We start from the raw sequence: 23,720 nt of genomic DNA, 5'->3' as shown, positions 1-23,720 counted from the left end.
GAGGCCGAGATCGTGCTCGTGCGCCTCGCCGCGTCGTTCGCCCACTGTGTGCCCTTTCGTTCGTCGACATCGTCCTCGGCGACGTTAGGAACGGGCGCTGCTGTCCGGCTGGGTTCACGCTGGAAGTTCGCTGTGCGGCTCAGCGCCTGCTGGCCCTGCGATAGCCGATGCTCGCGGGCACCGCGAACACGACGATCGCCCCGAGCGACCACACGGCGGTCAGGGTGAGCGGGCGGGCGAGCGGTCCCCCGTAGGCGAGCGCGCGCATGGCGTCGACTCCCACCGACATGGGCTGGTTGTGCACCACCGGCTGGATCCATTTCGGGAACGCGACCAGCGGCACGAAGCCGGTGCTGAAGAACATCATCAGTGAGGTGAGGATCGTGATGCTCTCCACCAGAGTCGATTTCGCGGTGAACACGGCGACCGAGGTGACGATGGTGGCGAATGCCACGCCGAAGAACGTCGGGAGGACCAGGAAGACGATCGTCGCCGCGACACCTTCGTGGAAGCGGAACCCGAGCACGAAGCCCACCAGCACGACGGAGACGGTGCACGCGAAGATGCGGCAGCCCTCGGCGAGCACCCGCGAGGCGAGTCCGGAGGCACGGTGCACGGGCAGCACCCAGAAGCGGGCCAGCAGGCCCGCATCACGTTCGCGGCCGAGCAGGACACCTCCAGCGACCGCACCGGAGAGCGCGCCGACCAGAGCGACCAAGGGCACCGAGCCGTACAGCGCGCTCTCGCCGGTGAACTTCCGGATCTGCCCGCCGATGACGGTGTTCAGCATGATCAGCAGCAGGCACGGGATGATCAGCGTCTCCAACAGCGTGACCGGGTTGCGCGCCCAGCGCAGCAGCAGTCGATGGGTCTGGATCAGCGTGTGCCGCACCAGTGCCGACCCCGATATCTCCGAGCCGGTGAGCAACTCGTCCGAGTGTTCGGTCAACAGTGCCATCACGCCCTCCTCGAGCTCAGTCGCATCGACAGCAGGACGGAGGTGGCCAGATAGCCCAGCGCCCAGACCAACGGCGGACCCATCAGCGACCAGGTCACCTCACCCGCGTTCGGTCCCTTGTCCCCGGCCAACGCCCGCAAGGCGATGGCCCACTGCGACACCGGCTGATTGCGCACGAACGGCTGCACCCATTCCGGGAACTGATCGGCAGGCGCGATGCCGGTGGACAGCATGCCCAGGATCAGCGGCGGCAACACCAGCGCCTGTGCCGTCGCCTCCGGGTTGTGCGACAAGGTGCCGATCACATCCCCGCCCCAGATCAGCGCGATCCCGACGAGCACCGAGAACAACACGAAGCCGACTGTGTGGGCGGGGCTGAGGTAGAAGCGGAACCCGATGACGTATCCGCAGATCAATCCGCTGATCAAGGCGATGATCAGGCGGAAGACGCTGCCGGCCAGGCGCGCGGTGACCGGGACCAGCGGGCCGATCGGCATCGAGCCGAAACGCCGGTTCAGCCCGGCCACCGAATCGGTGGCGGCGCGGAAGGCCGCCGAGACCGCGGTGAACGCGGCGGCCTGCAGGATGACCAGCGGCATCATGTACTGCGCGTAGCTGCTGAATCCCGTGCCGATGACGGTCATGATGGTCTTCAGCGGGATGAAGAAGCTGGCGGTGAACGTCACGGGCGCGAGCACCGAGGTGAGCACCTCGCCGGTTCGCATCGACGGTGCGATCAACCGGGTGGTCAGCACCCACCACTGCTGCGGCCGCAGCGGCGTCGCACGGGTCTGGCTGAGCCAGGTCGCCGCCGCCGTCACGACGCGGCCTCCCGCCGTGCGATCTCTTCCGTCGTCGCCAGATGCCCGGTCAGCTGGAGGAATACATCGTCGAGCGAGGGCCGACGCAGTGCGACGTCCACGAGATCGAAGCCCGCGCTGTCCAGCCTGCGCAGCGCCTCCAGCAGTGTCTTCGCACCGTCCGGGGCCGGTATGGCGATCCGATCGGAATCGGGACCGAGCGCGTCCCGATTCTCCTGCGGCAACAGGTGGCCCAGCGCGGCGGCGATGGCGGGCAGGTCCCGCAGATTCAGCGGCACCACCTCGCAGTAGCTGCCGCCGGTGCGCGCCTTCAACTCGTCGGCGGTGCCCTGGGCGATCACCACGCCGTGATCGATGACGATGATCCGGTCGCTGAGCGCGTCGGCCTCCTCCAGGTACTGGGTGGTGAGCAGGGTGGTGATGCCCGCCTTCTTGAAGCCGGCGACCAGATCCCACACCCCTTGCCTGCTGCGCGGATCCAGGCCGGTGGTCGGCTCGTCCAGGAACACCACGTCGGGCCGCACGACCAGACCGCAGGCGATGTCGATGCGCCTGCGCATGCCGCCGGAGTAGGTGCCGACCCGGCGGCCCGCCGCGCGTTCGAGGTCGAACTCGGCGAGCAGTTCGTCCGCGCGGGCGCGGGCGGTCCGCTTGCGCAGGCCCATCAGCCTGCCGAACATCACCAGGTTCTCGTAGCCGCTGAGCATGTCGTCCAGCGCGGCGTACTGGCCGGTCAGCATGATGCTGCGGCGGACAGCCGCGGGATCGGCCAGCACGTCGTACCCGGCGACCGTCGCCCGGCCGCGATCCGGCCGGACCAGCGTGGACAGCACGTTCACCATGGTGGTCTTGCCCGCGCCGTTCGGTCCCAGAATGCCGAGCACCTCGCCCGGCTCGGCCGCGAAGTCGACTCCGCGCAATGCCTTGACCGCGCCGAAGGATTTCTCGATCCCTTCGACGACGACTCCTTGGTCGGAATTCATCCTCGGCCTCCCAGATGTGCATCGAGCACGCGCGCGACGACCGGCAGCACGTGCGGCGCGGTCAGTTCGTCGTGGGTCGCCTCGATGTCGTGGTTGATGATCTCGCCGGTCACGTACGGCCCCCAGCCGTCCGGACCGAAGATGTCGGAGGTGTCGACGATCGCGCTGAAGTACACGATGTCGCCGTCGAACACCGGGCGGCGGTAACCGGTTCTGGTCCGCGCGGCGGCGTTGTAGGACGCGGCCATGCGCTCGAGCGTCGCGGCGTCGATCAGCGACACGCCGAGCCGTTCGCGGATCAGATCGGCCGCCTGCTGCGCGGTCGCGTCCGCGGGGACGTCGTGGATGCCGAACACCGCGCCGAAGGTGTTCACGAACGAGCCCGCGGTGAGCCGTTCGATACTGTCGCCGTCGATGTCGGCGGTGTCGGCGTCCAGCAGCGCGACCACGCCCACCTCGGCGCCTTCGGCCTTCAGCTTCGCCGCCGCCGCGTGGGCGATGAGGCCGCCGAACGACCAGCCGAGCAGGTGGTACGGCCCCTCGGGTTGCAGGGCCCGGATCTCCCGCACGTACCGCTCGGCGAACTCGTCGATGGAGCGCGCGGGCGGTTCGTGGCCGCCGAGGTCGGGCGCTTGCAGCCCGTAGATCGGGCGGCCGGGTGCGAGCGCGTCGGCGAATCCCAGGTAGGTCCAGGACATCCCGGACGACGGGTGGATGCAGAACAGCGCGGGTTGCTCGCCCCCGAGCCGGATCGGCAGCACCACGTCCAGCCCGAGGCCGCCCGCCGCGGGCACGGCCGGAGACGCCGTGGCCGCCGCTTCTTCCTCGGCGGCGGTCCGCGCCGCCGGGGTATGGGCGAACCGGGCCGCGGCGCTCAGGGCGTCGATCCACAGATCGGCCAGTTCGGCGACCTCGTCCTGGTCGAGCAGCGTGGACGGGAAGCCGAAGCTCGCCCGCAACCGGTCGCCGATCACGACCGCGTTCACGTCGATCGCCGATTGCAGCGGCACGCCGGGGTCTTCGGCGACGTGCACGTCGCCCAGTTCGTCGGTCGGCAGCCAGCCCAGGCCCTCGAGTCCGGCCGGGATGTCCCCGGTGGAGTAGCGGCCCAGGTAGTTGAAGCCGACCCGGCCCGGCAGCCGCCGCGGCAACTGGCGCGCGGTCTCGGCGTTGAGATAGCGCAGCAGGCCGAAGCCGATGCCCTTGTCGGGCACCGCGAGCAACTGGTGCTTCACGGCGCGGATCGCGGCGCCCAACGCGGGTCCACCGGCCAGCGCGTCGTCGATGTCGATCTGTGCCAGATCGAGGCGCACCGGGTAGATGCTGGTGAACCAGCCGACGGTGCGGGACAGATCGGCGCCGGGCACCACTTCTTCCTGACGGCCGTGACCTTCCAGGCGCAGCAGCGCCGACGGGTCACCGGCGCGCCAGCGCACCAGGGCCAGCGCCAAGGTGGCCAGCAGCGTGTCGTTGACGCTGCCCTGGAACAAGCCGGGCAGGGTGGTGAGCAGCGCGGTGGTGACCTCGGCGGACACCTCTCGCTCGACCATGCGCAGCGTGCCGGTCCGGTCGACGGCGGGATCGAGTTCCCGGCCGCCGATCAGCGGATCGGGTCCGGCGAGCACGTCGTGCCAGTACGCCAATTCGGCGACCCGCTGTTCGGAGTGCGCCTCCTCGGTCAGCGCGTGGGCCCACCGGCGCATCGAGGTTCCGGTCTCCGCCAGCACCGGGGTGGCGCCCGCCGACACCTGGGCCCACGCGGCCACCAGGTCCGGGATCAGGATGCGCCAGGACACCCCGTCGATCACCAAGTGGTGCGCCAGCACGATCAACCGGCCCGATCGGGTGCGCGAGCCCGCGTCGCCGACCGGGTCGAGCCAGATGAATTGCAGCACCGTGCCGTTGGCCGGGTCGAGCCGGTCGGCGGCGGCGTCCAGCTCCGTCATGGCGAACTCGTGCAGTTCGATCGGGTCGACGGAGGTGAACTCGACGCGGTGCACCAGCGCGTCCACGTCGACCGATCCGGGGGAGCCGACCAGTATGCGCGGGCCGTCCGCGCCGTCGGTCACCAGCCGGGCGCGCAGCATGTCGTGCCGGTCCACCGCGGCGGCGAGCACGGTGACGATCTGGGACCGCTCGATGCCGACCGGTAGCTCCAGGACCGCCGTCTGGGCGAAGCGGTCGTGGTTTCCGCCGCGCTCCAGCATGTAGTGCGCGATCGGCGTGAGCGGCAGTTCGCCGACGCCGCCGCCGGGCAGCTCATCCAACGTCACCGCGGCGCCCGCCGCGTCGACGGCCGCGGCCAGCGCCGCCACCGTGCGGTGCTCGAACACCTGCAGCGGGGTGCAGGTGATGCCCTGCTGCTTGGCGCGCGACACCAGCTGGATCGCCAGGATGCTGTCGCCGCCCAGCGCGAAGAAAGAGTCGTCGGCGCCCACCCGCGCCACCCCCAGCAACTCGCCGAAGATCGCGGCCAGCTGCTGTTCGGTCGGCGTTTCGGGCGCGCGGTACTCGGTGCGGTCGGCGCGGAACTCCGGCGCGGGCAGCGCCTTGCGGTCCAGCTTGCCGACCGCGTTGAGCGGGATCTCGTCCAGCACGACGAACGCCGAGGGCACCATATAGCCGGGCAGGATGTCGGCGGCGAAGGCGCGCACCTTCGCCACGTCCAGCTCGGAGCCGGGCGTGCGGACCAGGTAGGCGGCCAGCGCGGTGGCCCCGGTGGGGCCGGGTACGCCGAGCGTCACCGCGAAGTCCACGCCGTCGGCGCGGCCGAGCACCGCGTCGATCTCGCCCAGCTCGATCCGCTGTCCGCGCACTTTGACCTGGAAGTCGGTGCGGCCCAGGTACTCCAGTTCGGGTCCGGAGTCGCCGCGGATCCAGCGCACCAGATCGCCGGTGCGATACATCCGTTCACCCGCCGTGCCGAAGGGACCGGCGACGAAGCGGGCAGCGGTCAGACTCGGCCGCGCGTGGTACCCGCGCGCCAGCGACGGCCCGGCGAGATACAGCTCGCCCGCCACGCCGAACGGGACCGGGCGCAACCGGTCGTCGAGGACCAGCACCTGCGCGCCCTGCACCGGCGTGCCGATGGTTACCGGGGCGCCCACCGCCAGCGGCGCCGAACCTGTTGCCCAGATGGTCGATTCGGTGGGGCCGTACAGGTTGACCATGGTGCGTCCGGTGGCCCAGCGCTCGACCAGTTCCGCGCCGACCGCCTCGCCTGCCACCGCGAGCACCCGGACGCTGGTCACCTCGGCGGGGTCGAGGGTGGCCAGCGCGGATGGCGTGATCACCATGTGGCTGACCTGTTCGGTGTCGATCAGCTCCGTCAGCGCGCCGCCGCCGAACACCTCCGGCGGTGCCACCACCGACGCGCCGCCGGAGCCGAACGCCATGATCGCCTCGAACACCGACGCGTCGAAACTCGGTGACGCCACCTGCAGCACCCGGGAGTGCTCGTCCAATCCGAGCGAAACTCGTTGCGCCGCAACGAGATCGGCAATACCGCGATGGGATACCGAGACGCCCTTCGGCGTGCCGGTCGAGCCGGAGGTGTAGATCATCCACGCCGCGTTGTCCGGCCGGATGGGGCCCGGCAGCTCACGCTCGCCCAGCGGTCGGCTGCTCGCGGCGCTCCACCGCTCGACGAGCGCGAGGTCGTCGAGCACCAGCCAGTTCGTGCTGTCGGGCAGCATGGGCCGGAACACGGCGAGGGTCAGCCCGAGCGTCGCGCCGGAGTCGGTGAGCATGTGATCGATGCGCTCGACCGGGTGCTTCGGATCGACCGGAAGGAACGCCGCCCCCGCTTTCGCCGCGGCCCACATGCCGATGAGCAGTTCCGGCGAACGCGGCAGCCCCAGCGCGACCACGGTTTCCGGACCGCCGCCCGACTCGAGCAACACTCGGGCCAGGCGATTGGCGTGCGCGTCGATCTCGGCATAGGTGGTGGTCTGCCCGTCGGACACCAAGGCGATGCGGTCCGGGTACCGCCGCACGGTCTCGGCCAGCAGGTCCGGCAGGATCGTGGTCGCCGCCGCGGCGGGGCCACGCACGGGTACCAACGTCGCCCGTTCGGTGTCGTCGAGAATGTCGATATCGGCGATGCGTACCTCGGGCCGCGCCAGCACCGCAGCGAGCACGCGCCGCCACCGGGTGGCGAACGCGGACACCGTCGCCTCGTCGAACAGATCCGTGGCGTAGGTCAGCACGGCCTCGATGCCCGCCGGACCGCCTGCGGAGAAGCGCTCGCGCAGATCCAAGGTCAGGTCGAACTGGGAGGCGTCGCGCTCGAAGTCCTCCACCTCGAACCGCAGGCCGGGCAGTTCCAGCACGGGTTCGACGAAGTTCTGCAGCGACAGCGAGACCTGGAACAGCGGGTGGTGCGCGGTCGAGCGAGCCGGATCCAGCACCTGGACCAGCCGCTCGAACGGCACGTCCGCGTTGGCGAAGGCGTCCAGGTCCGTGGACCGGACGGTGTCCAGGAACGCGGCGAAGCCCGCGCCCGGATCGACCGGGGTGCGCAGTGCCAGGGTGTTGACGAACATGCCGACGAGCTGGTCAAGCGCTTCCTCGCCGCGTCCGGCGACCGGGGTGCCGATCAGCACGTCGTCGGTGGTGGCGAGGCGCGCGAGCAGCACCGCGAGCGCCGCGTGCACGACCATGAACGGGCTGACGTGGTGCGCGGTGGCGAAATCCACCAGCGCTCGGTGCGTCTCGGCGTCGACGGTGAAGCCGAAGTCGGCGCTGTGCATGGTCTGCACCGCGGGGCGTGGCCGATCGGAGGGCAGTTCCAGCACGTCGGGCGCGCCGGCCAGGGTCGCGCGCCAGAACTCGATCTGCCGCGCCGCCAACGATTCCGGATTCGTTTCGTCGCCGAGCACCTCGCGATGCCACAGCGCGAAATCGGCGTACTGCACCGGCAGCGGGACACGGACGGCGTGCCCGCCCGCGGACCGTTCGGAGTAGGCGGCGACCAGGTCGGCGGCCAGCGGCGCCATCGACGCGCCGTCGGCGCTGATGTGGTGCACCACCAGCACGACGACGTGCACCGGCGGCGTGGCGGCGGCGACCTCGGCGGAACTCGCGGTGTAACTCGATGAGACCGGTGCGGTCGCGCTGACGGGCCCGGACGAGATCGGCGCTTCGCCGGTGGAAGGGGCCGACGACACCGGTCCCGCACTCACGGAGGGCTCGACGTCGCCGTGGATCCGGAACAGGCCGACCCGCAGCGGCGGCTGGGTGGCGAGATCGAAGCCGGTTCCCGCCAATTCGGCGATCCGTTCCCGCAGTTCCGCGCCGTCCTCGGTGTCGGTCACCGGCATCGCTGGCACGGCCACGTCGGCGTCGACCACGACTTGACGCGGCCCTTCCGCGTCGGCGGGGTAGAGCGTGCGCAGGCTCTCGTGCCGGTCCACCACGTCGACGAGCGCCGCGCGCAGCGCATGGACGTCCAGCTCTCCGGTGAGCCGCAGTGCCACCGCGATGTTGTAGGCGGCGGAAGCCGGATCCATCCGATTGAGCACCCACATGCGCTGTTGTGCGGGAGACAGCGGAACCCGGTCCGGCCGGATGCGGGGCGCGAGGCCGAACCCGCCCGGCGCGGCGCCGGTGGCGGGCACCACCCGGGCCGACAGCTGGGCCACGGTCGGCGCGTCGAACAGATCACGCAGCGCGATCCGCGAGCCGAGCGCCGCGTTCACTCGCGCCACCACCTTGGTCGCGCTCAGCGAGTTGCCGCCGAGTTCGAAGAACGACTGGTCGACGCCGACGCGCTCCCGTTCGAGCACCTCACCGAACACGGCGGCCACCGCTTCCTCGACCGGGCCGCGGGGTGCGAGGTAGGGCCGGTGGCTGTCGGAGAAGTCCGGCACCGGAAGGGCTTTGCGATCCAGCTTGCCGACCGGGGTGAGCGGGATAGTCTCCAGCACGACGAGGTAACCGGGCACCATGTAGCCGGGCAGTTCGGCGGCCACCTGCGCGCGCAGCCGCTCGACGTCGAGCCGCGCGCCTTCGATGGGCAGCACGTAGGAGACCAGCACGGTCGTCCCGGCGGGGCCGGTGCGCCCGATGGTCACCGCGTATTCGACCTCGTCGTCGCGGGAGAGCACCGCGTCGATCTCGCCCAGCTCGATCCGCAGGCCGCGGATCTTCACCTGGAAATCGCTGCGGCCCAGGTACTCCAGCTCGGGACCGGCACCGTTGTCGACCCAGCGCACCATGTCGCCGGTGCGGTACATCCGCTCGCCGGGTTCGCCGAAGGGGTCGGCGACGAACCTGCTCGCGGTCATCTCGAACCGGTTGAAATAGCCGCGCGCGAGCGCGGGACCCGCGAGGTACAGCTCACCGGGCACTCCCATCGGCACGGGACGCAGCCAGGCGTCCAGCACCACGGTGTCCGCGCCGCGGATGGGGCCGCCGATCGTGATCGGCTCGCCGCTGACGAGTTCGCCCGGCCCGGTCGCCCAGATGCTGAACTCGGTGGGGCCGTACAGGTTCACCATCCGCCTGCCCGGCGCCCACCGCTCGATCAGCTCCGGCGTCGCCGCTTCGCCCGCGACCGCGAGGACGCGCAAGTGTTCCAGCCCGGCGGGTTCCATGGTGGCCAGCGCCGACGGCGTGATCACGGCGTGGGTGACGCGCTGGGTGCGCAGCAGCGTCTCCAGTTCCGTCCCGCCGTAGACATCCGGCGGCGACACCACCAGCCTGCCACCCGCGCCGTGCGCGATGAGCAGTTCGAACACCGAGGCGTCGAAACTCGGCGAGGCCACTTGCAGCGCGCTGGTGGTGTGGTCGAGCGCGAGCGTCTCCCGTTGCGCGGTCACCAGATTCGCGATGCCGCGGTGGCTGAGCAGCACGGCCTTGGGCTTGCCGGTGGAGCCGGAGGTGTAGATCAGGTACGCCGTCTGATCGAGGTCGATCGGCCCGCCGCGCTCCTCGTCGGTGATCGGCGCTTCGGACACCGTCATCACCCGGCGGATGGTGTTCAGGTCGTCGAGCAGCAGCCAGTCGATCGTGCCGGGAAGCGTCTCGCCGGTCGCGGTGACCGTCACGCCGATCGGGGCCTTGGAGTCGGTGAGCATGTGCTCGATGCGTTCCACCGGGTAGTTCGGGTCCAGCGGAGCGAACGCCGCGCCGGTCTTGGCCAGCGCCCACACGGCGACCACCGACTCCAGCGAACGGGTGAGCGCCAGCACGACGAACACCTCCCGCCCGACGCCGCGGCGCAGCAGTACCCGGGCGAAGCGGTTGGACCAGGCGTCGAGTTCGGCGTAGGACATGGTGAGTTCGCCCGCGGTGATCGCGATCGCGTCCGGATCGATGCGCGCGCCCGCGGTGAGCAGCTCGGGCAGCGTGGCAGGCGGCACGGACTCCGGGCCGCGTACCGGCGCCAGCGCGGCGCGCTCGGCGTCGTCGCAGTATTGCAACTGGGAGACCAGCGCGTGCGGGTTGTCCGCGAGCTGGGTCAGCAGCCGGACGAAGCGATCCAGCAGCGGCCGGGCCTCCTCCGCCGGAAGCTGGTCGGCCATGTACTTCAGCGTGACCCGCAGCGTGTCCCGGCCGTCGTCGCCGCGCAGCGGGATCACCATGAGGTTCAGCGGGTACGGCGTCGCGTCGGTGCCCTCCACGTCGAGCACCCGCATGCCCGCGATGTCCAGCGCCTGCGACAGCGCTTCGCGGTCGATGGGATAGGACTCGAATACGGTCAGCGTGTCGAACAATTCGGCGAGGCCGACCGCCTGGTGGATGGCGGCCAATCCGACGTGCTGATGGTCCATCAGCCGCGCCTGCTCGGCCTGCACGCGCGCGAGCAGGTCGGCGACCTTTTCCGCCGGATCCAGCCGCACCCGCACCGGCAGCGTGTTGATGAACAGGCCGACCATCTCCTCGACCCCGGCCAGCTCCGGCGGCCGTCCCGAGACCGTGCCGCCGAACACCACGTCGGTGCGTCCGGTGAGCATGGCCAGCAGCATCGCCCACGCGGCCTGCACCAGGGTGTTCACCGTCGCGCCCGCTTCCCGGCCCGTGGCCTCCAGCCCGGCGACGGTGTCGCGGGACAGGTCGACGGAGGTCATGCCGGTTTCGGTCGATTCGATCCCGGCGAGGGTGGGCACCGCGCGGGTCGGCGTGTCGACACCGGCCAGCGACTCGGTCCATGCGGCGAGGGATTCCGCGTCGTCCTTGGTCTCCAGCCAGGTCAGGAACTCGCGATAGGAATGCGCGGGCGGCAGGGCCGCGGCGTCACCATCGGTGACGTAGAGGGTGAGCAGTTCGCGTACCAGCAGCGGCGTCGACCAGCCGTCCAGCACCAGGTGGTGGTTGGTCAGCACGAAACGGTAGGTGTCCGGGGCGATCCGGATGAGCGTGCAGCGCAGCAGCGGGGGCCGGGTGAGCTCGAACCGGGTGCGGGCGTCCACCGCGATCAACCGGTCGACTTCCCCGGCGCGCTCGGTCTCGTCGGCGATACCGCTGAGATCCGCTTCCCGCCAGTCGATCTCGGCGTCGGCCAGGACGAGCTGGCGCGGGCCGTCCTCGGTCTCGACGAAGGCGACGCGCAGGTTCTCGTGGCGGGTCACCAAAGCCTGTGCGGCGCGGCGCAACCGGGCCGCGTCGACGGTGCCTGCCAAGGTGAGCAGCGACTGCACCGTGTAGCCGTCGGCGGTGTCGGAATCGTAGAGCGCGTGGAAGAGCAGGCCGTACTGCAGTGGCGAGAGCGGCCACACGTCGGCGAGGTTCGGGTAGGCGCGCTCCCAGTCGTCGATCTGCGCCTGTGTGACGGTGACCAGATCGAAGTCCGACGGTGTGCGTCCGCCCGCGCTCGCGGACGCGACGTGCCGAGCCAGCGCGCCGAGCGCCTGCTCCCACAGCGCGGCGAGTTCGCCGAGATCCGCCTCCTCGAAAAGCCGTCCGGCGTAGGCCCAGGTCACCTCGAGTCCGGCATCGGTGAGCACGGCGTTGATGTCGACCGCGGCGGCCAGCGGCGCGCGGTCGTCCTGGGTCGCGGCGAACCGGCGCGGCAGCCACGGTTCCGCGTCGCCGCCGGTGGACGCGCGCCCGAGGTAGTTGAAGCTGATCTGCGGGGTGGGCGCGTCCGCGAGCGCCGCCGCGGTGCTCGGGACCAGGTAGCGGAGCATCCCGAATCCGATGCCTTTGTCCGGCAGCGCGCGCAGCTGTTCCTTGGTCGCCTTGATCGCGGCGCCTGCCGCGGCCCCGCCCGCGAACGCGTCCGCCACGTCGATGCCGGTCAGATCGACCGCGACGGGGTAGACGCTGGTGAACCAGCCCACCGTGCGCGCCACGTCGGCGCCCGGCAGGACGGTTTCCGCGCGGCCGTGGCCCTCCAGCGTGAACAGCGTGGAGCTGCGCTCGCGCCACCGTGCCACCGCCAGCGCGAGGGCTGCCAGCAGCACGTCGTCGGCCCCGCAGTGGAAACGATCCGGCGCGGTGGTGAGCACGGACTGCGCGATGTCCGGCGGTACGACGGTCGCCAGGTGCGCCATGGAGCCCACCACATCGACGGCCGGGTCCATCGGCGCCGAGCCGAGCGCGGGGTCGGGTGTCGCCAGGACGCGTTGCCACAACGGCAGTTCGCCGGTGCGCGAGGCCGCGTGCTCGCGCTGGCCGTGCGCCCAGCGCCGGAACGAGGTGCCGACCGGAGCGAGCTCGGCGCCCAGCGCGGCGGTGGCGAGGTCCGGCAGCAGGATCCGCCAGGAAACGCCGTCGGTGACGAGGTGGTGCAGCACCAGCCACAGCAGCGGCGCGGCGTCGGCACGCTCGATCCACACGAATCGCGCGACCACGCCGGCCTCCGGGTCGAGCAGGTCGGCGGCGCGCTGCAACGCACGCTCGCAGGTCGCGTCGAGATCGGCGTCCGCGGGCACGATTTCCAGCAGGGCGCCCGCGTTCACCGCACCGGGCTCGGCGACCACCCAGTTCCAGCCGTCGCCGGTGCGGCGCAGCGTCGAACGCAGCAGGTCGTGCCGGTCGAACAGCGCTGCGAGCGCGGCGACGAGATCCGTGCGTTCCATGCCCGACGGCAACTCGATCAGCACCGCTTGGGCGAACCGCCGCCAGGTGTCACCGGTCTCGAGCATCGCGCGCACGATCGGCGTCAGCTCAACGTCGCCGACTCCGCCGCCGGGCAACTCGTGCACCACTCCGGTCGGCACATCGGTGGCCACCGCGGCCAGCGCGGCGACGGTCTTGCGCTCGAAGACATCCCGTGCGCCGAACCCGAGCCCGGCCGCCTTCGCCCGCGACACCAGCTGGATCGAGACGATGCTGTCGCCGCCGAGCGCGAAGAAACTCTCGTCCACTCCCACCGATTCCAGGCCGAGCACCTCCGCGAACAGCGCGGCGAGCGTCTCCTCGCGCAGTGTGGACGGCGGCCTGCTCGCGGTGGTGCGCGCGCCGAATTCCGGTGCGGGCAGCGCCTTGCGGTCCACCTTGCCGAGCGGCGTGAGTGGAAGACGGTCGAGCACCATGATCACGGCGGGCACCATGTAGGCCGGAAGCGACTCTCCTACCGCGGCTTTCAGCGCCTCGGGGTGGATCTGCGCACCCGGCTCCGGCAGCACGTACGACACGAGCGCGGTGGCGCCCGAACCGGTTTCGACACCGAGGGTGAGTGCGAAGTCGACGTCGGGCTGCCGCTGCAAGGCGGCATCGATCTCGCCGAGCTCGATGCGGAAGCCGCGCACCTTCACCTGGAAGTCGCTGCGTCCCTGGTACTCCAGTTCGACGCGGCCGTCGTTGTGCACCCAGCGCACGAGATCGCCGGTGCGGTACATCCGCTCGCCCGTGCCGTACGGGTCGGCGACGAAACGGTCGGCGGTCAGCCCGTTGCGCCGGTGGTAACCGCGCGCGACGCCGGGACCGGCGAGGTAGAGCTCGCCGACGGTGCCCGGCGGCAGCGGACGCAGCCACGGATCGAGGACCACCGCCGACACGTCGCGGGCCAGACTGCCGATGGTGACCGGACCGTCCGGCGTCAGCGGGGCGCTGAGGGTGACGGTGATGGTGGTCTCGGTGGGCCCATAGCCGTTCAACAGGGTCCGGCCCGCCCATTTGGTCACCAGCTCGGGCGGGCAGGCGTCGCCGCCCACGATCACGGTGCGCAGCTCGGGCAGGCTCGCCGGGTCCAGCGAACCCACGACGGCCGGGGTCACGTTGAGGTGGGTGACGCGGTGGGCGCGCAGTACCTGGGCCAGCTCCTCGCCCGCGTACGCCGACGGCGGCACCACGGCCAGCGTCGCGCCCGTGGCCAGGGTGACCAGGATCTCCTCGACCGAGATGTCGAAACTCGGCGACACGGCGTGGGCGACGACGGACTCGGCGTCGATGCCGAACCCGGCGCCGGAGCTCGCCACCAGGTTGGCCAGCCCTCGGTGCGGGACGAGCACGCCTTTCGGGAGCCCGGTGGAACCGGAGGTGTAGATGATGTACGCGGCCTGGTCAGGGTGTGTCGCCGCGGTGCGGTCGGCGTCGGTCAGCGGCGCGGCATCCTGCTCGGCCATCGCCCGTTCGGTGCCCTCGTCGTCGAGCGACAGCCAGGACACCCGGCGCGGCAACGACTTTCGCGCGGCCGCCGTCGTGATGCCCGCGACGACGCCGCTGTCGCCGACCATGTGCTCGATCCGGTCGGCGGGGTAGGTCGGGTCGATCGGCACGAACGCCGCGCCGGTCTTGGCCACCGCGATCGTCGCCAGCACCGACCCGATGGACCGCGGGACGGAGATCGCCACGGTGCGCTCGGGCCCGGCGCCCGCGGCGATCAGCACCCGGGCCAGCCGGTTGGTGTAGTCGTCGACCTGACGGTAGGTCAGCGCGGTCTCGCCCTCCACCAGCGCGGTCGCCAGCGGATCGCGGGCCGCGCCTTCGGCGAGGAGGGCGGGCAGCGTCCGCGCCGCGACGCCAGCGGGCCCCCGGGCGGGTGCGAAGGCGGTGCGCTCGTCGTCCGACAGCACCGGCACACTCGCCAGCGGCGCGTCCGGCCCGGCGGCCAGGAAACGGTGCAGGAATGACAGGAAGCGGCGGTGCTGCCCGGTCAGCTCGGCCTCGGTGTAGAGGTTGCCGTTGGCCTGGAAGTCGATGTGCGTGCTCTCGCCGCCGACGCCCGGATACAGGTTGACGAACAGGTCGTCGATCAACCCGGAGGTCAGCACGTGCAGCCGCCCGGTCACCGGGCCGAGCTGGATTCTGGTGTCGACCATCATCAGGTTCACCGACGGGCCGAACGACCCGGCCTCGTCCATCGGCCAGCCCAGATCGCGGAAGATGTCCTCCTGCCGGTAGCGCTGGCGCCGCAGCGCCCCGGTCAGCTCGCCCTGGGCCGCCCGGATCACCTCGCCGACGGTCGTGGCGGGCGTCAGCCGCAGCCGCAGCGGGACCACGTTGGCGATCATGCCGCCGGAACGCCGCAGCGTCGCGGTGGTGCGCGCGGACACCGGCAGGCTCAGCACGACTTCCGGCGCGCCGGTCATCGCGGACAGATACGCGCCGAAGGCGGCGACCACGGTCGGCGCGACACCGGAGGACACCTGCTCGGCGACGGCGTCCAGCAGGGTGCCGGTGTCGGCGGGCAGCGCGCCGGTGACCCGCCGCGGATGCCCGTCCACGCCCGCGGTGCGGCCGGCCAGGCTCACCGGATCGGCCATGCCGTCCAGATGCGCCTGCCAGTGCTCCCGGTCCGCGCCGAACCGCTCGGAACTGCGGTAGGCCAGATCGGCCTCGACGATCTTGCGCAGGTCCTCGGCCTTCGCGGGCGACGCTTCGCGGCCCTCGACGGCGGCGTTGTACAGCTCTCCGGTGCGCTGCACCATGGTCAGCGCGCCCATGCCGTCGAGCACGATGTGGTGGATGCGCGAGTACCAGAACCAGCGGTCCGCGCCGACGCGCAGCATGGCGATGCGCACCAGCCGGTCGCGGGTCAGCTCCAGCGGGGCCTCGTACTCCGCGCGCATCCACGCGTGCGCGGCCGCCTCGGGATCGGGTTCGGAACGGAAGTCCAGCGTTTCCAGACTGTCGTCGAGCGTGGGGTCGACGAATTGGAACGGATGTCCCTCCACCTCGACCAGGCGCAGGTAGCCGGTGCCGAACTCGCGCCCGGCCTGCCGCGCCGACCGCGCGAGCAGGTCGAGGTCGATCGGACCGTTCAGTTCGACGTACTGGGCGATCGAGATCGGAGTATCACCGGCGACGTGCTGGGCGAACCAGATGCCGCGCTGTGCCGCCGATAGGGCGAAAGCCCCATCGGGAAGAACTGTGTCGGAATCTTTCGCCGAAAGGGAAGGCTGTTGCATGACGTGTCCTACGTTCTGACCGCGATCCGGCCGATCGGCAGTGACCGCCCGTAGCCACCGCGGTAGCGGTAGTACCTGCCGCCGCACAGCACGCGGCAACTCAATTCTGAACCGGCGCGGTCGACGCTGCGGGGGTATTGGGCACACTGCGCGACCCGAACATCGCTGTTCGGGTCGCGGGGGAGGGGTTGTGTCCGGTCAGGCGGCTTTCGGGAGAAGATCCAGGTCGGCCGCGCCCAGCGGGGCGGCGGAGCTGGTCAGGTAGCGCTGCAGAGTGGAGCGCTCGTCCAGCACCAGCCAGGTGATCGCTTCCGCGGACTCGGGCTGCTGGTCCTTGGTGGTGACGCCCACCGAGGTGCCGAGCGCGTAGGAGCCGTCGTCGGTCACCGGCACGGCGATGGCGCCGATCTTGGTGGCGGCCCGCTCGGCCACGACGGACTCGATCGCCTGGTCGATCGCGACGGCGATCCGGGTGCCGGGTCCGGCGCCGAGGCGCAGCAGCAGCCGGGCCAGGCGATTGGACCAGCGGTCCAGCTCGGCGTAGGTCAGGTCGCAACCGGCGGTGGAGGCCACGACCGCGTGCGGATCCACCTCGGCGACGGGCTGTGCCACCGGCAGGGAGTACAGGTTGTCGGCGAGCGAATCGGTCAGCGTGTGCATGTCGTGTCCTCGGGGTCGATTGAGAGGTTCTCGGCGTACCTCTGAATCTCGTCCTCGAGCGGACTTTTCGACAGCAACCCCAGCGCTGGTCCGCGCACTCCAAGGGTGCGGGAAACCTCACCCAAGGGGTGGGCGGTCAGTCGGTCACGTAACCGTTGAGCGTGTTGCGCAGGTCGGTGAGCAGGGCGCGGGCGGCGGTGAGGCCGTCGCCGTGCCAGACGCTGTCTTCCACGGCGAACACCCGGCGATCGGTGGCGGCGCCGAGTACCTTCCACTCGTCGGTGCGCAGCACCGCTTCACCGTGTTTCTTGCCCTCCTGGCCCGCGAGGATCACGTAGATCAGGTCGCCCTCCGCCTTGGTGGCGAACTCGCTCTCGCGCACGTCGAACGAGGCGCCGCGCTGCGCGGCAGGACGCTGCACGCCCGCGTCGGCGAGCACCTGGCCGGAGAAGCTGTCACCGCCCTGTACCCGCTGGGCGTCGGCGGTGAACCGGAGGATCGATGCCTGGGTCTGGCCCGCCGCCAGCGTGGTGCCGGTGTCGCGCGCCTCGGTGCGGTAGTTCTGCAGTGCGGTCTCCGCCGCGTCGCGCCGTCCCATGCCTGCCGCGAACGCAGCGAACTCGGCTTGCCAGCTGTTGTTCGAACCGACAAGCACGGTCGGTGCGATGGCTTGCAACGCGCTGAAACTCGCTGTGCCGGTGGGGTTCTCGCCCAGAATCAGATCGGGATGCAGGGCTGCGATCCGGGCCGGGTCCGGCTGCGCGGCGGTGCCTACGCCGGGGATCTTCAGCACGCCGGTGCCCAGATAGGCCGGTTGCGGGCTCGGGCCGTCGAGGGTCACCGTCCCCACGACCCGCTCCCACAGGCCGACCGCGCAGACGGCGTCCAACGCGGAGGTGCTGAGCACGACGATGCGCTGCGGGTCGGCGGGGACCTCGGACACGCCCGCCGCATGGGTGACGCTGCGGGTGTCCCCGCCCGCCGGGTCGGGCGCGCTCGGCAGCGCGCACGCCTTGGTGGTGTCGCGCTCCAGCCCCACCACACCCGCGCCCGCGATGTTGGTGGTGGTGCGCACGATGGAGGCGGAGTCGTCGGTGGCGCCGCCGCAGCCCGCGAGCACGAGCGCGGCACACCCGGCCACGACCGCCCGGAACCGATGACCGGCCGCGCCGTTCCGATGACGAATCGCGCGAATTCGGGTGCGTACCTGCATCACGTCGCTCACCGGCATGCGAGTGAGGGTACATGTCGGCGGTGGCGGGTCCCTGGCAGAGGTCGCGGCGGTTGGCGGCAGGCGTGCTGGTGCAACGGGATCCGCTGTTTCGGCGGCTTCGATCGTGCTTTCCGGATGCCGACCGTTATGTTACTGTCTCGGCAAGGTCGCGAACGGGGAGTTGCGCGACATCGCAAGGGGGAATCATGAGATTGTATTTCGGTCGGTTCGCGCTGTTCTTGTTCATGGTCGTCTGTACATTCGCTGCGGGCGCGACGGCATCCGCGACGCCTCCGCCGGGGTCGAATTTCGACTATCAGAAATTCGCGGCCGATATGGCGGCTTGTGATGCGGACGGTAGCACGATGAACGAGAACCAGGTCCTGTACGGCGCCGTTCATCCGAACGGATCCAAAATGCAGTTCCGATGCTACGCGTTGCGCCACATGGTCGACGGTGGGCACGATCCGTTCGTCAACCCGAAGGCCTTTCTGGACTGCATGGATCGTTTGGTGAGCTTCGGATTTCCCCGGGATGGGAACAAGCCGGGTCATAAACAGCATATTTTGCAGTACAACGGCACCAGCAGTCGAGCGAAGCTCGCCTACGACACGAACCGCGGCAACGACATCCTGACTGTCTATACTGAGCCGCGGGACAACGAGTGGCTCGCCTGCGCGACCATGTAATTCACTCGAACGGGGGTGCTGAACGCAGATGGGCATACGCCGACGTGAGCTGGTCGCCGCTGCCAGGCGTGATGAGGACGAGATCGAGGAACCGCTGGCGCGTTTGCGGATACACCTCACGGAGATGGTCCGTTTCTGTGGGCGGGTATACTGCGGCGAATCCTCCAGCCACGCTCTAGCGGTCCATGCCATTCGTGCACGCGACGCCATAGGGTTTGTCGATTCGATGGAGGCATTGACCGAGTTCGATCGCCTGCGGCTGGCGGCGTTGGAAAGCGTTTCCGGTGAGATCGAAGGTTTGGACGCCGATACTGTCGACTTGGCGAACGCGGACCGATTGGCAGACGGGGTCACGCGGTTCTTCCGGCAGAAAAAAGTGACGGAACGCGCGATGGCAGGGATTTTCCTGATCTGTCTGAACGAGGCGTACGCTGTCGCCGGAGGATATCGGGATCCCTATCTCGGGGCGAGGAACATCGCCGAGATGAGGTTGTTCACCGATTCCGAAGACGAGCCGTTCGTCGCGTCGTGCGACGAATTGGCGGCCCGATTCGAAGAATCCGCCGGCGACAACCCGGAAGTGGTCGCGCGGATCGAGGACGTCATGGCGGCGTACACGCGCGCGAATCCGGTGTGAGCGTGCCGTACGCCGAGGCGACAAGCGGCCCGTCCGAAAATGTTCGCCGGTCCAGGAACTCTTCGTGCGGGCCCGCCGGGCTCAAAGCCGATTGCCCCCGATGCTGAAGCGGGCGCCGGTGGCGTCGGTAACCGCGGCCATCCGGCCGTAGGGCGTGTCCTGGGGCGGCGAGAGCACCGTCCCGCCCAGTTCGGTGAGCCGCTCGACGGTCTTGTCCACGTCGTCGGCGCCGAAGTAGACGATCCAGCCCGCGGGTGCGCCCTCGGGCAGGAAGGCCGACGCGTCCATGACGCCGCCGAGCATCGGGCTCTCGGCGTGGATGGTGGAGTAGCGGAACTCCGGGGCGTCGGAGACGGTGAAGACGTCCGACCAGCCGAAGACCTCCCGGTAGAAGGTCAACGAGGCGTCGTAGGCGCGGGTGTGCAGCTCGAACCAGGACGGCGCGCCCGCGTGCTCACGCCACTGCCCGCCGGAGACCAGACCCATGGTCTCGAAGCCGGGGAACGTCCCGGTCTGCCAGATGCCGACGCCCGCACCCCCGACGTCGCCGAGCACGGCCATCGTGCCCAGCTCGCCCACCGCCATGGGCGGCACGACCAGCGACGCCCCCGCCGCCGTCGCCGCGTCGGCGGTGGCCTGTGCGCCGGAACTGGCCAGATACACCGTCCACTGTTCCGGGCTGTCGGTGTCGCCGGGCATCCTGGCCATCGCGCCCGCCACCGCGCGCCCGTCCTTGCGGAAGGTGACGTACCCGCCGAACTCCTCGCCCGCGCTCTCGGCGGTCCAGTCGAACAGTTCGCGGTAGAACGAGATACTCCGATCGAGGTCGGAGCTGTACAAATCGACCCAACAGGGATCGCCGATCTTCGTGCGGTTGGTTCCGGTCATCGCTGCTCTCCTGGCCTGAGGTGAACTCGTGTCACCTCTACAGACGCCCGCCACCGACAGAACTCATCGGTCCCGGAAAACAACACAGCTACGACAGAGAGTAGGACCCGTTCGGCCGGGCGCATCTTCACGGGTTTACGATTCGGAGAGCGCAAGCGAACTGTCGTCTGTTCCGACATCGGGATGGATGCGATCAGCGGAGCCTGCGGAGCGACCTAAAGGCACCTTTCAGGAGGATCAGTGACTGCCGTAGAGCCCCAGCCAGTCCCTCAGTTGGAAGCGACTCGGCCTTATCCGGCTCGGACCGGGCCGAAGGGCTCGTTCATCTACAAGATGGTCACCACCACGGACCCGAAGGTCCTGGGTGTCATGTACCTGACCACGTCGATGGGCTTCTTCCTCATCGGTGGCCTGATGGCCCTGCTGATGCGCGGTGAGCTGGCCCGGCCGGGCCTGCAGTTCCTCTCGACCGAGCAGTTCAACCAGCTGTTCACCATGCACGGCACGATCATGCTGCTGTTCTACGCGACCGCGATCGTGTTCGGCTTCGCGAACATCATCCTCCCGCTGCAGATCGGCGCCCCCGACGTCGCCTTCCCGCGCCTGAACGCCTTCAGCTACTGGCTGTACGCGTTCGGCGCCAGCATGGCGACCGCGGGCTTCATCACCCCGGGCGGCGCCGCGGACTTCGGCTGGACGGCGTACGTGCCGCTGACCGACATCCTGCACTCCCCGGGCGTCGGCACCGACCTGTGGATCCTGGGCCTGGCGGTGTCCGGTCTGGGCACCATCCTCGGTGGCGTGAACATGCTGACCACGGTGGTCTGCCTGCGTGCTCCCGGTATGACCATGTTCCGGATGCCGATCTTCACCTGGAACATCGCCGTGACCAGCGTCCTGGTGCTGCTCGCCTTCCCGCTGCTGACCGCCGCGCTGTTCGGCCTGGCCTACGACCGTCACCTGGGCGGCCACATCTACGACCCCGCGACCGGCGGCATCCTGCTCTACCAGCACCTGTTCTGGTTCTTCGGCCACCCCGAGGTGTACATCATCGCGCTGCCGTTCTTCGGCATCGTCTCGGAGATCTTCCCGGTCTTCTCGCGTAAGCCGATCTTCGGTTACACCACGCTGGTCTACGCCACCCTGGGCATCGCCGCGCTGTCGATCGCGGTGTGGGCGCACCACATGTACGCCACCGGCGCCGTGCTGCTGCCGTACTTCTCGTTCATGACCTTCCTCATCGCGGTCCCGACCGGTGTGAAGTTCTTCAACTGGATCGGCACCATGTGGCGCGGTCAGCTGACCTTCGAATCGCCGATGCTGTTCTCCATCGGCTTCATCGTCACCTTCCTCTTCGGTGGTCTGTCCGGCGTCATCCTGGCCAGCCCGCCGCTGGACTTCCACGTCACCGACTCGTACTTCGTCGTGGCGCACTTCCACTACGTGCTCTTCGGCACCATCGTGTTCGCCACCTACGCGGGCATCTACTTCTGGTTCCCGAAGATGACCGGCCGGATGCTGGACGAGCGCCTGGGCAAGTGGCACTTCTGGACGACGTTCATCGGCTTCCACACCACCTTCCTGGTCCAGCACTGGCTGGGCGCCGAGGGCATGCCGCGCCGCTACGCCGACTACCTGCCCAGCGACGGCTTCACCACGCTGAACACGATCTCCACGATCGGCGCCTTCGTGCTCGGCGCGTCGATGCTGCCGTTCCTGTGGAACGTCTTCAAGAGCTACCGCTACGGCGAGGTGGTCACCGTGGACGACCCGTGGGGCTACGGCAACTCGCTGGAGTGGGCCACCACCTGCCCGCCGCCGCGGCACAACTTCTACGAGCTGCCGCGCATCCGCTCGGAGCGTCCCGCGTTCGAGCTGCACTACCCGCACATGGTCGAGCGCATGCGCGCCGAGGCGCACGTCGGCTGGGGCGCGGGCAAGCACGCCACCGACCTGCACGAGCCGAACGTCCTCGCGCAGTAGGGCGCTTGCCCGGCGGGGCCGGACGGGCGATGTCCGGCCGCGCCGTAGGATTCATCGCGACGAGTGTGCACCCGCTGGTCACCAGCGGGTGCACACTCGTTTGTGGAGATCAGTACGCACCGTGCGTTGCGACAACGACGTCCAGCACAGCGACGGCGAACATCGAACATGGAGCGCATCAGTTGGCCGACACCACCGTCCTCGTCACCGTCACCGGGCCGGACCGCCCCGGTGTGACGTCCGTGCTGCTCGCGGCCATGTCCCGGCACCGAGTGAGCCTGCTGGACGTGGAGCAGGTCGTGATCCGGGGCAGGCTGACCCTCGGTGTCCTGGTGACCTGCCCGACCGACGCCGAGGCGTTGCAGGACGAGCTCGAAGAGGCCATGAACACCGTCGGCATGAACGTCGACGTGGAGGTGGACGCGGCGATCGGCAGGCAGCCGATGTCCACCCACGCGGTGGTCATTCTCGGCAGCCCGGTCACCGCGCGCGCGTTCAGCGCGGTGTCGCGGCAACTGGCCGCGCTGGGAGCCAACATCGACACCATCCGCGGTATCGCCGACTACCCGGTGACCGGCATGGAGTTGATGGTCACCGCGACCGACTCCGGCCCGGACACCGATTCGCGGCTGCGCACGGCGCTGGCCGAGGTCGCGGTGGCCGAGCAGGTGGACGTCGCCGTGGAACGTGCCGGGCTGGCGCGCCGGGGCAAGCGGCTGATCGTCTTCGACGTCGATTCCACCTTGATCCAGGGTGAGGTCATCGAGATGCTCGCCGCGCACGCGGGCGTGGAGGACGAGGTCCGCAAGGTGACCGAGGCCGCCATGCGCGGCGAGATCGATTTCGCCGAATCGCTGCGGCAGCGGGTAGCGACGCTGGCCGGGCTGGACGAGTCGGTGATCGAGGAGGTCGCCGACCGGATCGAGCTGACCCCCGGCGCCCGCACCACCATCCGCACGCTGCGCCGGATCGGTTTCCGCTGCGGCGTGGTGTCGGGCGGTTTCCGGCAGGTGATCGAACCGCTGGCACACGAGCTGGAACTGGACTTCGTGCAGGCGAACACCCTGGAAGTCGTGGACGGCAAGCTGACCGGCCGCGTCGTCGGCGAGATCGTCGACCGCGCGGCCAAGGCGACCGCCCTGCGCAAGTTCGCCGCCGACGCCGGGGTGCCGATGGAACAGACCGTCGCGGTGGGTGACGGCGCCAACGACATCGACATGCTCAACGCCGCCGGGCTCGGCGTCGCCTTCAACGCCAAACCGGCGCTGCGCGAGGTCGCCGACGCCGCGCTCTCCCACCCGTATCTGGACGCGGTCCTGTTCATCCTCGGGGTCACCCGGCACGAGGTGGAGGCCGCCGACGCCAGGGACGGCCTGCTGCGCCGCGTCCCGCTGGGCTGAACATCCGGCCCGGTTCCGCCTCGATAAACGCTGTCGGACGTAGTCGGTCGATAGCTTCGCGCAGGGCGGGAGTGAAGGGCGGAGGTACGGATCGATAGGCGCTGTCGGACGTAGTCCGTCGACAACCCCGCGCATGGCCGGAGCGAAGGCGGAGGTACGCCTGGATCGGTGCTGTCGGACGTAGTCGGTC

Annotated in this window: 11 protein-coding genes; 4 read left to right on the top strand and 7 right to left on the bottom strand. The window is 69.9% G+C overall.

Going from position 1 to position 23,720, the window contains the following annotated elements; translation table 11 throughout:
* Nucleotides 1-139: 139 nt before the first annotated feature.
* The 6 genes from ACL03I_RS10725 to ACL03I_RS10700 all read right to left on the bottom strand — a co-directional run bounded on the left by ACL03I_RS10725 (nt 140) and on the right by ACL03I_RS10700 (nt 17,951).
* Nucleotides 140-958: an ABC transporter permease gene (locus tag ACL03I_RS10725; protein WP_355078754.1), complete on the bottom strand. Its 819-nt coding sequence runs from the start codon at nt 956-958 to the stop codon at nt 140-142.
* Nucleotides 958-1,779, bottom strand: a complete 822-nt coding sequence (locus tag ACL03I_RS10720) for an ABC-2 transporter permease (RefSeq protein ID WP_355078755.1) — start codon at nt 1,777-1,779, stop codon at nt 958-960. The genes ACL03I_RS10725 and ACL03I_RS10720 overlap by 1 nt, the downstream gene beginning before the upstream one ends.
* Complete coding sequence (locus tag ACL03I_RS10715) at nt 1,776-2,762, bottom strand: ATP-binding cassette domain-containing protein (RefSeq protein ID WP_355078756.1); 987 nt, start codon at nt 2,760-2,762, stop codon at nt 1,776-1,778. Before ACL03I_RS10715 ends, ACL03I_RS10720 begins: the two co-directional genes overlap by 4 nt.
* Nucleotides 2,759-16,060 carry an amino acid adenylation domain-containing protein gene (locus tag ACL03I_RS10710; RefSeq protein WP_412805799.1) on the bottom strand — a complete coding sequence of 4,434 codons (13,302 nt, stop codon included), beginning with the start codon at nt 16,058-16,060 and terminating at the stop codon, nt 2,759-2,761. Before ACL03I_RS10710 ends, ACL03I_RS10715 begins: the two co-directional genes overlap by 4 nt.
* A 198-nt stretch (nt 16,061-16,258) precedes the next feature.
* Nucleotides 16,259-16,720 (bottom strand): AMP-binding protein, encoded by a 462-nt coding sequence (locus ACL03I_RS10705; RefSeq protein WP_355078758.1) that lies wholly within the window; start codon nt 16,718-16,720, stop codon nt 16,259-16,261.
* Between the two features lie 136 nt (nt 16,721-16,856).
* Entirely contained in the window at nt 16,857-17,951 is a 1,095-nt protein-coding gene (locus ACL03I_RS10700) for an ABC transporter substrate-binding protein (protein WP_412805798.1), read from the bottom strand.
* Between the two features lie 188 nt (nt 17,952-18,139).
* Here ACL03I_RS10700 and ACL03I_RS10695 point away from each other — a divergent pair, with 188 nt between their 5' ends.
* Both ACL03I_RS10695 and ACL03I_RS10690 read left to right on the top strand, forming a co-directional pair.
* The gene (locus ACL03I_RS10695; RefSeq protein ID WP_397275363.1) at nt 18,140-18,622 is read left to right on the top strand and encodes a hypothetical protein; all 483 of its coding nucleotides are present in this window, start codon (nt 18,140-18,142) and stop codon (nt 18,620-18,622) included.
* A gap of 124 nt (nt 18,623-18,746) precedes the next feature.
* Nucleotides 18,747-19,259 carry a hypothetical protein gene (locus tag ACL03I_RS10690; protein ID WP_412805797.1) on the top strand — a complete coding sequence of 171 codons (513 nt, stop codon included), beginning with the start codon at nt 18,747-18,749 and terminating at the stop codon, nt 19,257-19,259.
* Nucleotides 19,260-19,340: 81 nt separating this feature from the next.
* Here ACL03I_RS10690 and ACL03I_RS10685 read toward each other — a convergent pair whose 3' ends face one another.
* Nucleotides 19,341-20,147: a VOC family protein gene (locus ACL03I_RS10685; protein WP_412805796.1), complete on the bottom strand. Its 807-nt coding sequence runs from the start codon at nt 20,145-20,147 to the stop codon at nt 19,341-19,343.
* A 240-nt stretch (nt 20,148-20,387) separates the two neighbouring features.
* Here ACL03I_RS10685 and ctaD point away from each other — a divergent pair, with 240 nt between their 5' ends.
* Together ctaD and serB are read left to right on the top strand one after the other, a co-directional pair.
* A complete protein-coding gene (ctaD, locus tag ACL03I_RS10680) occupies nt 20,388-22,130 on the top strand; it encodes an aa3-type cytochrome oxidase subunit I (RefSeq protein WP_355078763.1) in 1,743 nt (580 codons plus the stop codon).
* 182 nt (nt 22,131-22,312) lie between these two features.
* Nucleotides 22,313-23,530, top strand: coding sequence for a phosphoserine phosphatase SerB (serB, locus tag ACL03I_RS10675; protein ID WP_039795339.1), 1,218 nt, complete (start codon nt 22,313-22,315; stop codon nt 23,528-23,530).
* Nucleotides 23,531-23,720: the final 190 nt, after the last annotated feature.

Origin of the sequence: Nocardia sichangensis, from assembly GCF_047200615.1 — a bacterium.
GTDB classification, from domain to species: domain Bacteria; phylum Actinomycetota; class Actinomycetes; order Mycobacteriales; family Mycobacteriaceae; genus Nocardia; species Nocardia sichangensis.
Note: the sequence above shows the minus strand (reverse complement) of the source record. Positions and strands in the feature narration are given on the sequence as shown.

What these genes read in the sequence shown, in the direction of transcription:
- ACL03I_RS10725 (WP_355078754.1), bottom strand. Translation starts at nt 958, where the DNA reads ATGGCACTGTTGACCGAACACTCGGACGAGTTGCTCACCGGCTCGGAG.
- ACL03I_RS10715 (WP_355078756.1), bottom strand. Translation starts at nt 2,762, where the DNA reads ATGAATTCCGACCAAGGAGTCGTCGTCGAAGGGATCGAGAAATCCTTC.
- ACL03I_RS10710 (WP_412805799.1), bottom strand. Translation starts at nt 16,060, where the DNA reads ATGCAACAGCCTTCCCTTTCGGCGAAAGATTCCGACACAGTTCTTCCC.
- ACL03I_RS10705 (WP_355078758.1), bottom strand. Translation starts at nt 16,720, where the DNA reads ATGCACACGCTGACCGATTCGCTCGCCGACAACCTGTACTCCCTGCCG.
- ACL03I_RS10700 (WP_412805798.1), bottom strand. Translation starts at nt 17,951, where the DNA reads ATGCCGGTGAGCGACGTGATGCAGGTACGCACCCGAATTCGCGCGATT.
- ACL03I_RS10695 (WP_397275363.1), top strand. Translation starts at nt 18,140, where the DNA reads ATGAGATTGTATTTCGGTCGGTTCGCGCTGTTCTTGTTCATGGTCGTC.
- ACL03I_RS10690 (WP_412805797.1), top strand. Translation starts at nt 18,747, where the DNA reads ATGGTCCGTTTCTGTGGGCGGGTATACTGCGGCGAATCCTCCAGCCAC.
- ACL03I_RS10685 (WP_412805796.1), bottom strand. Translation starts at nt 20,147, where the DNA reads ATGACCGGAACCAACCGCACGAAGATCGGCGATCCCTGTTGGGTCGAT.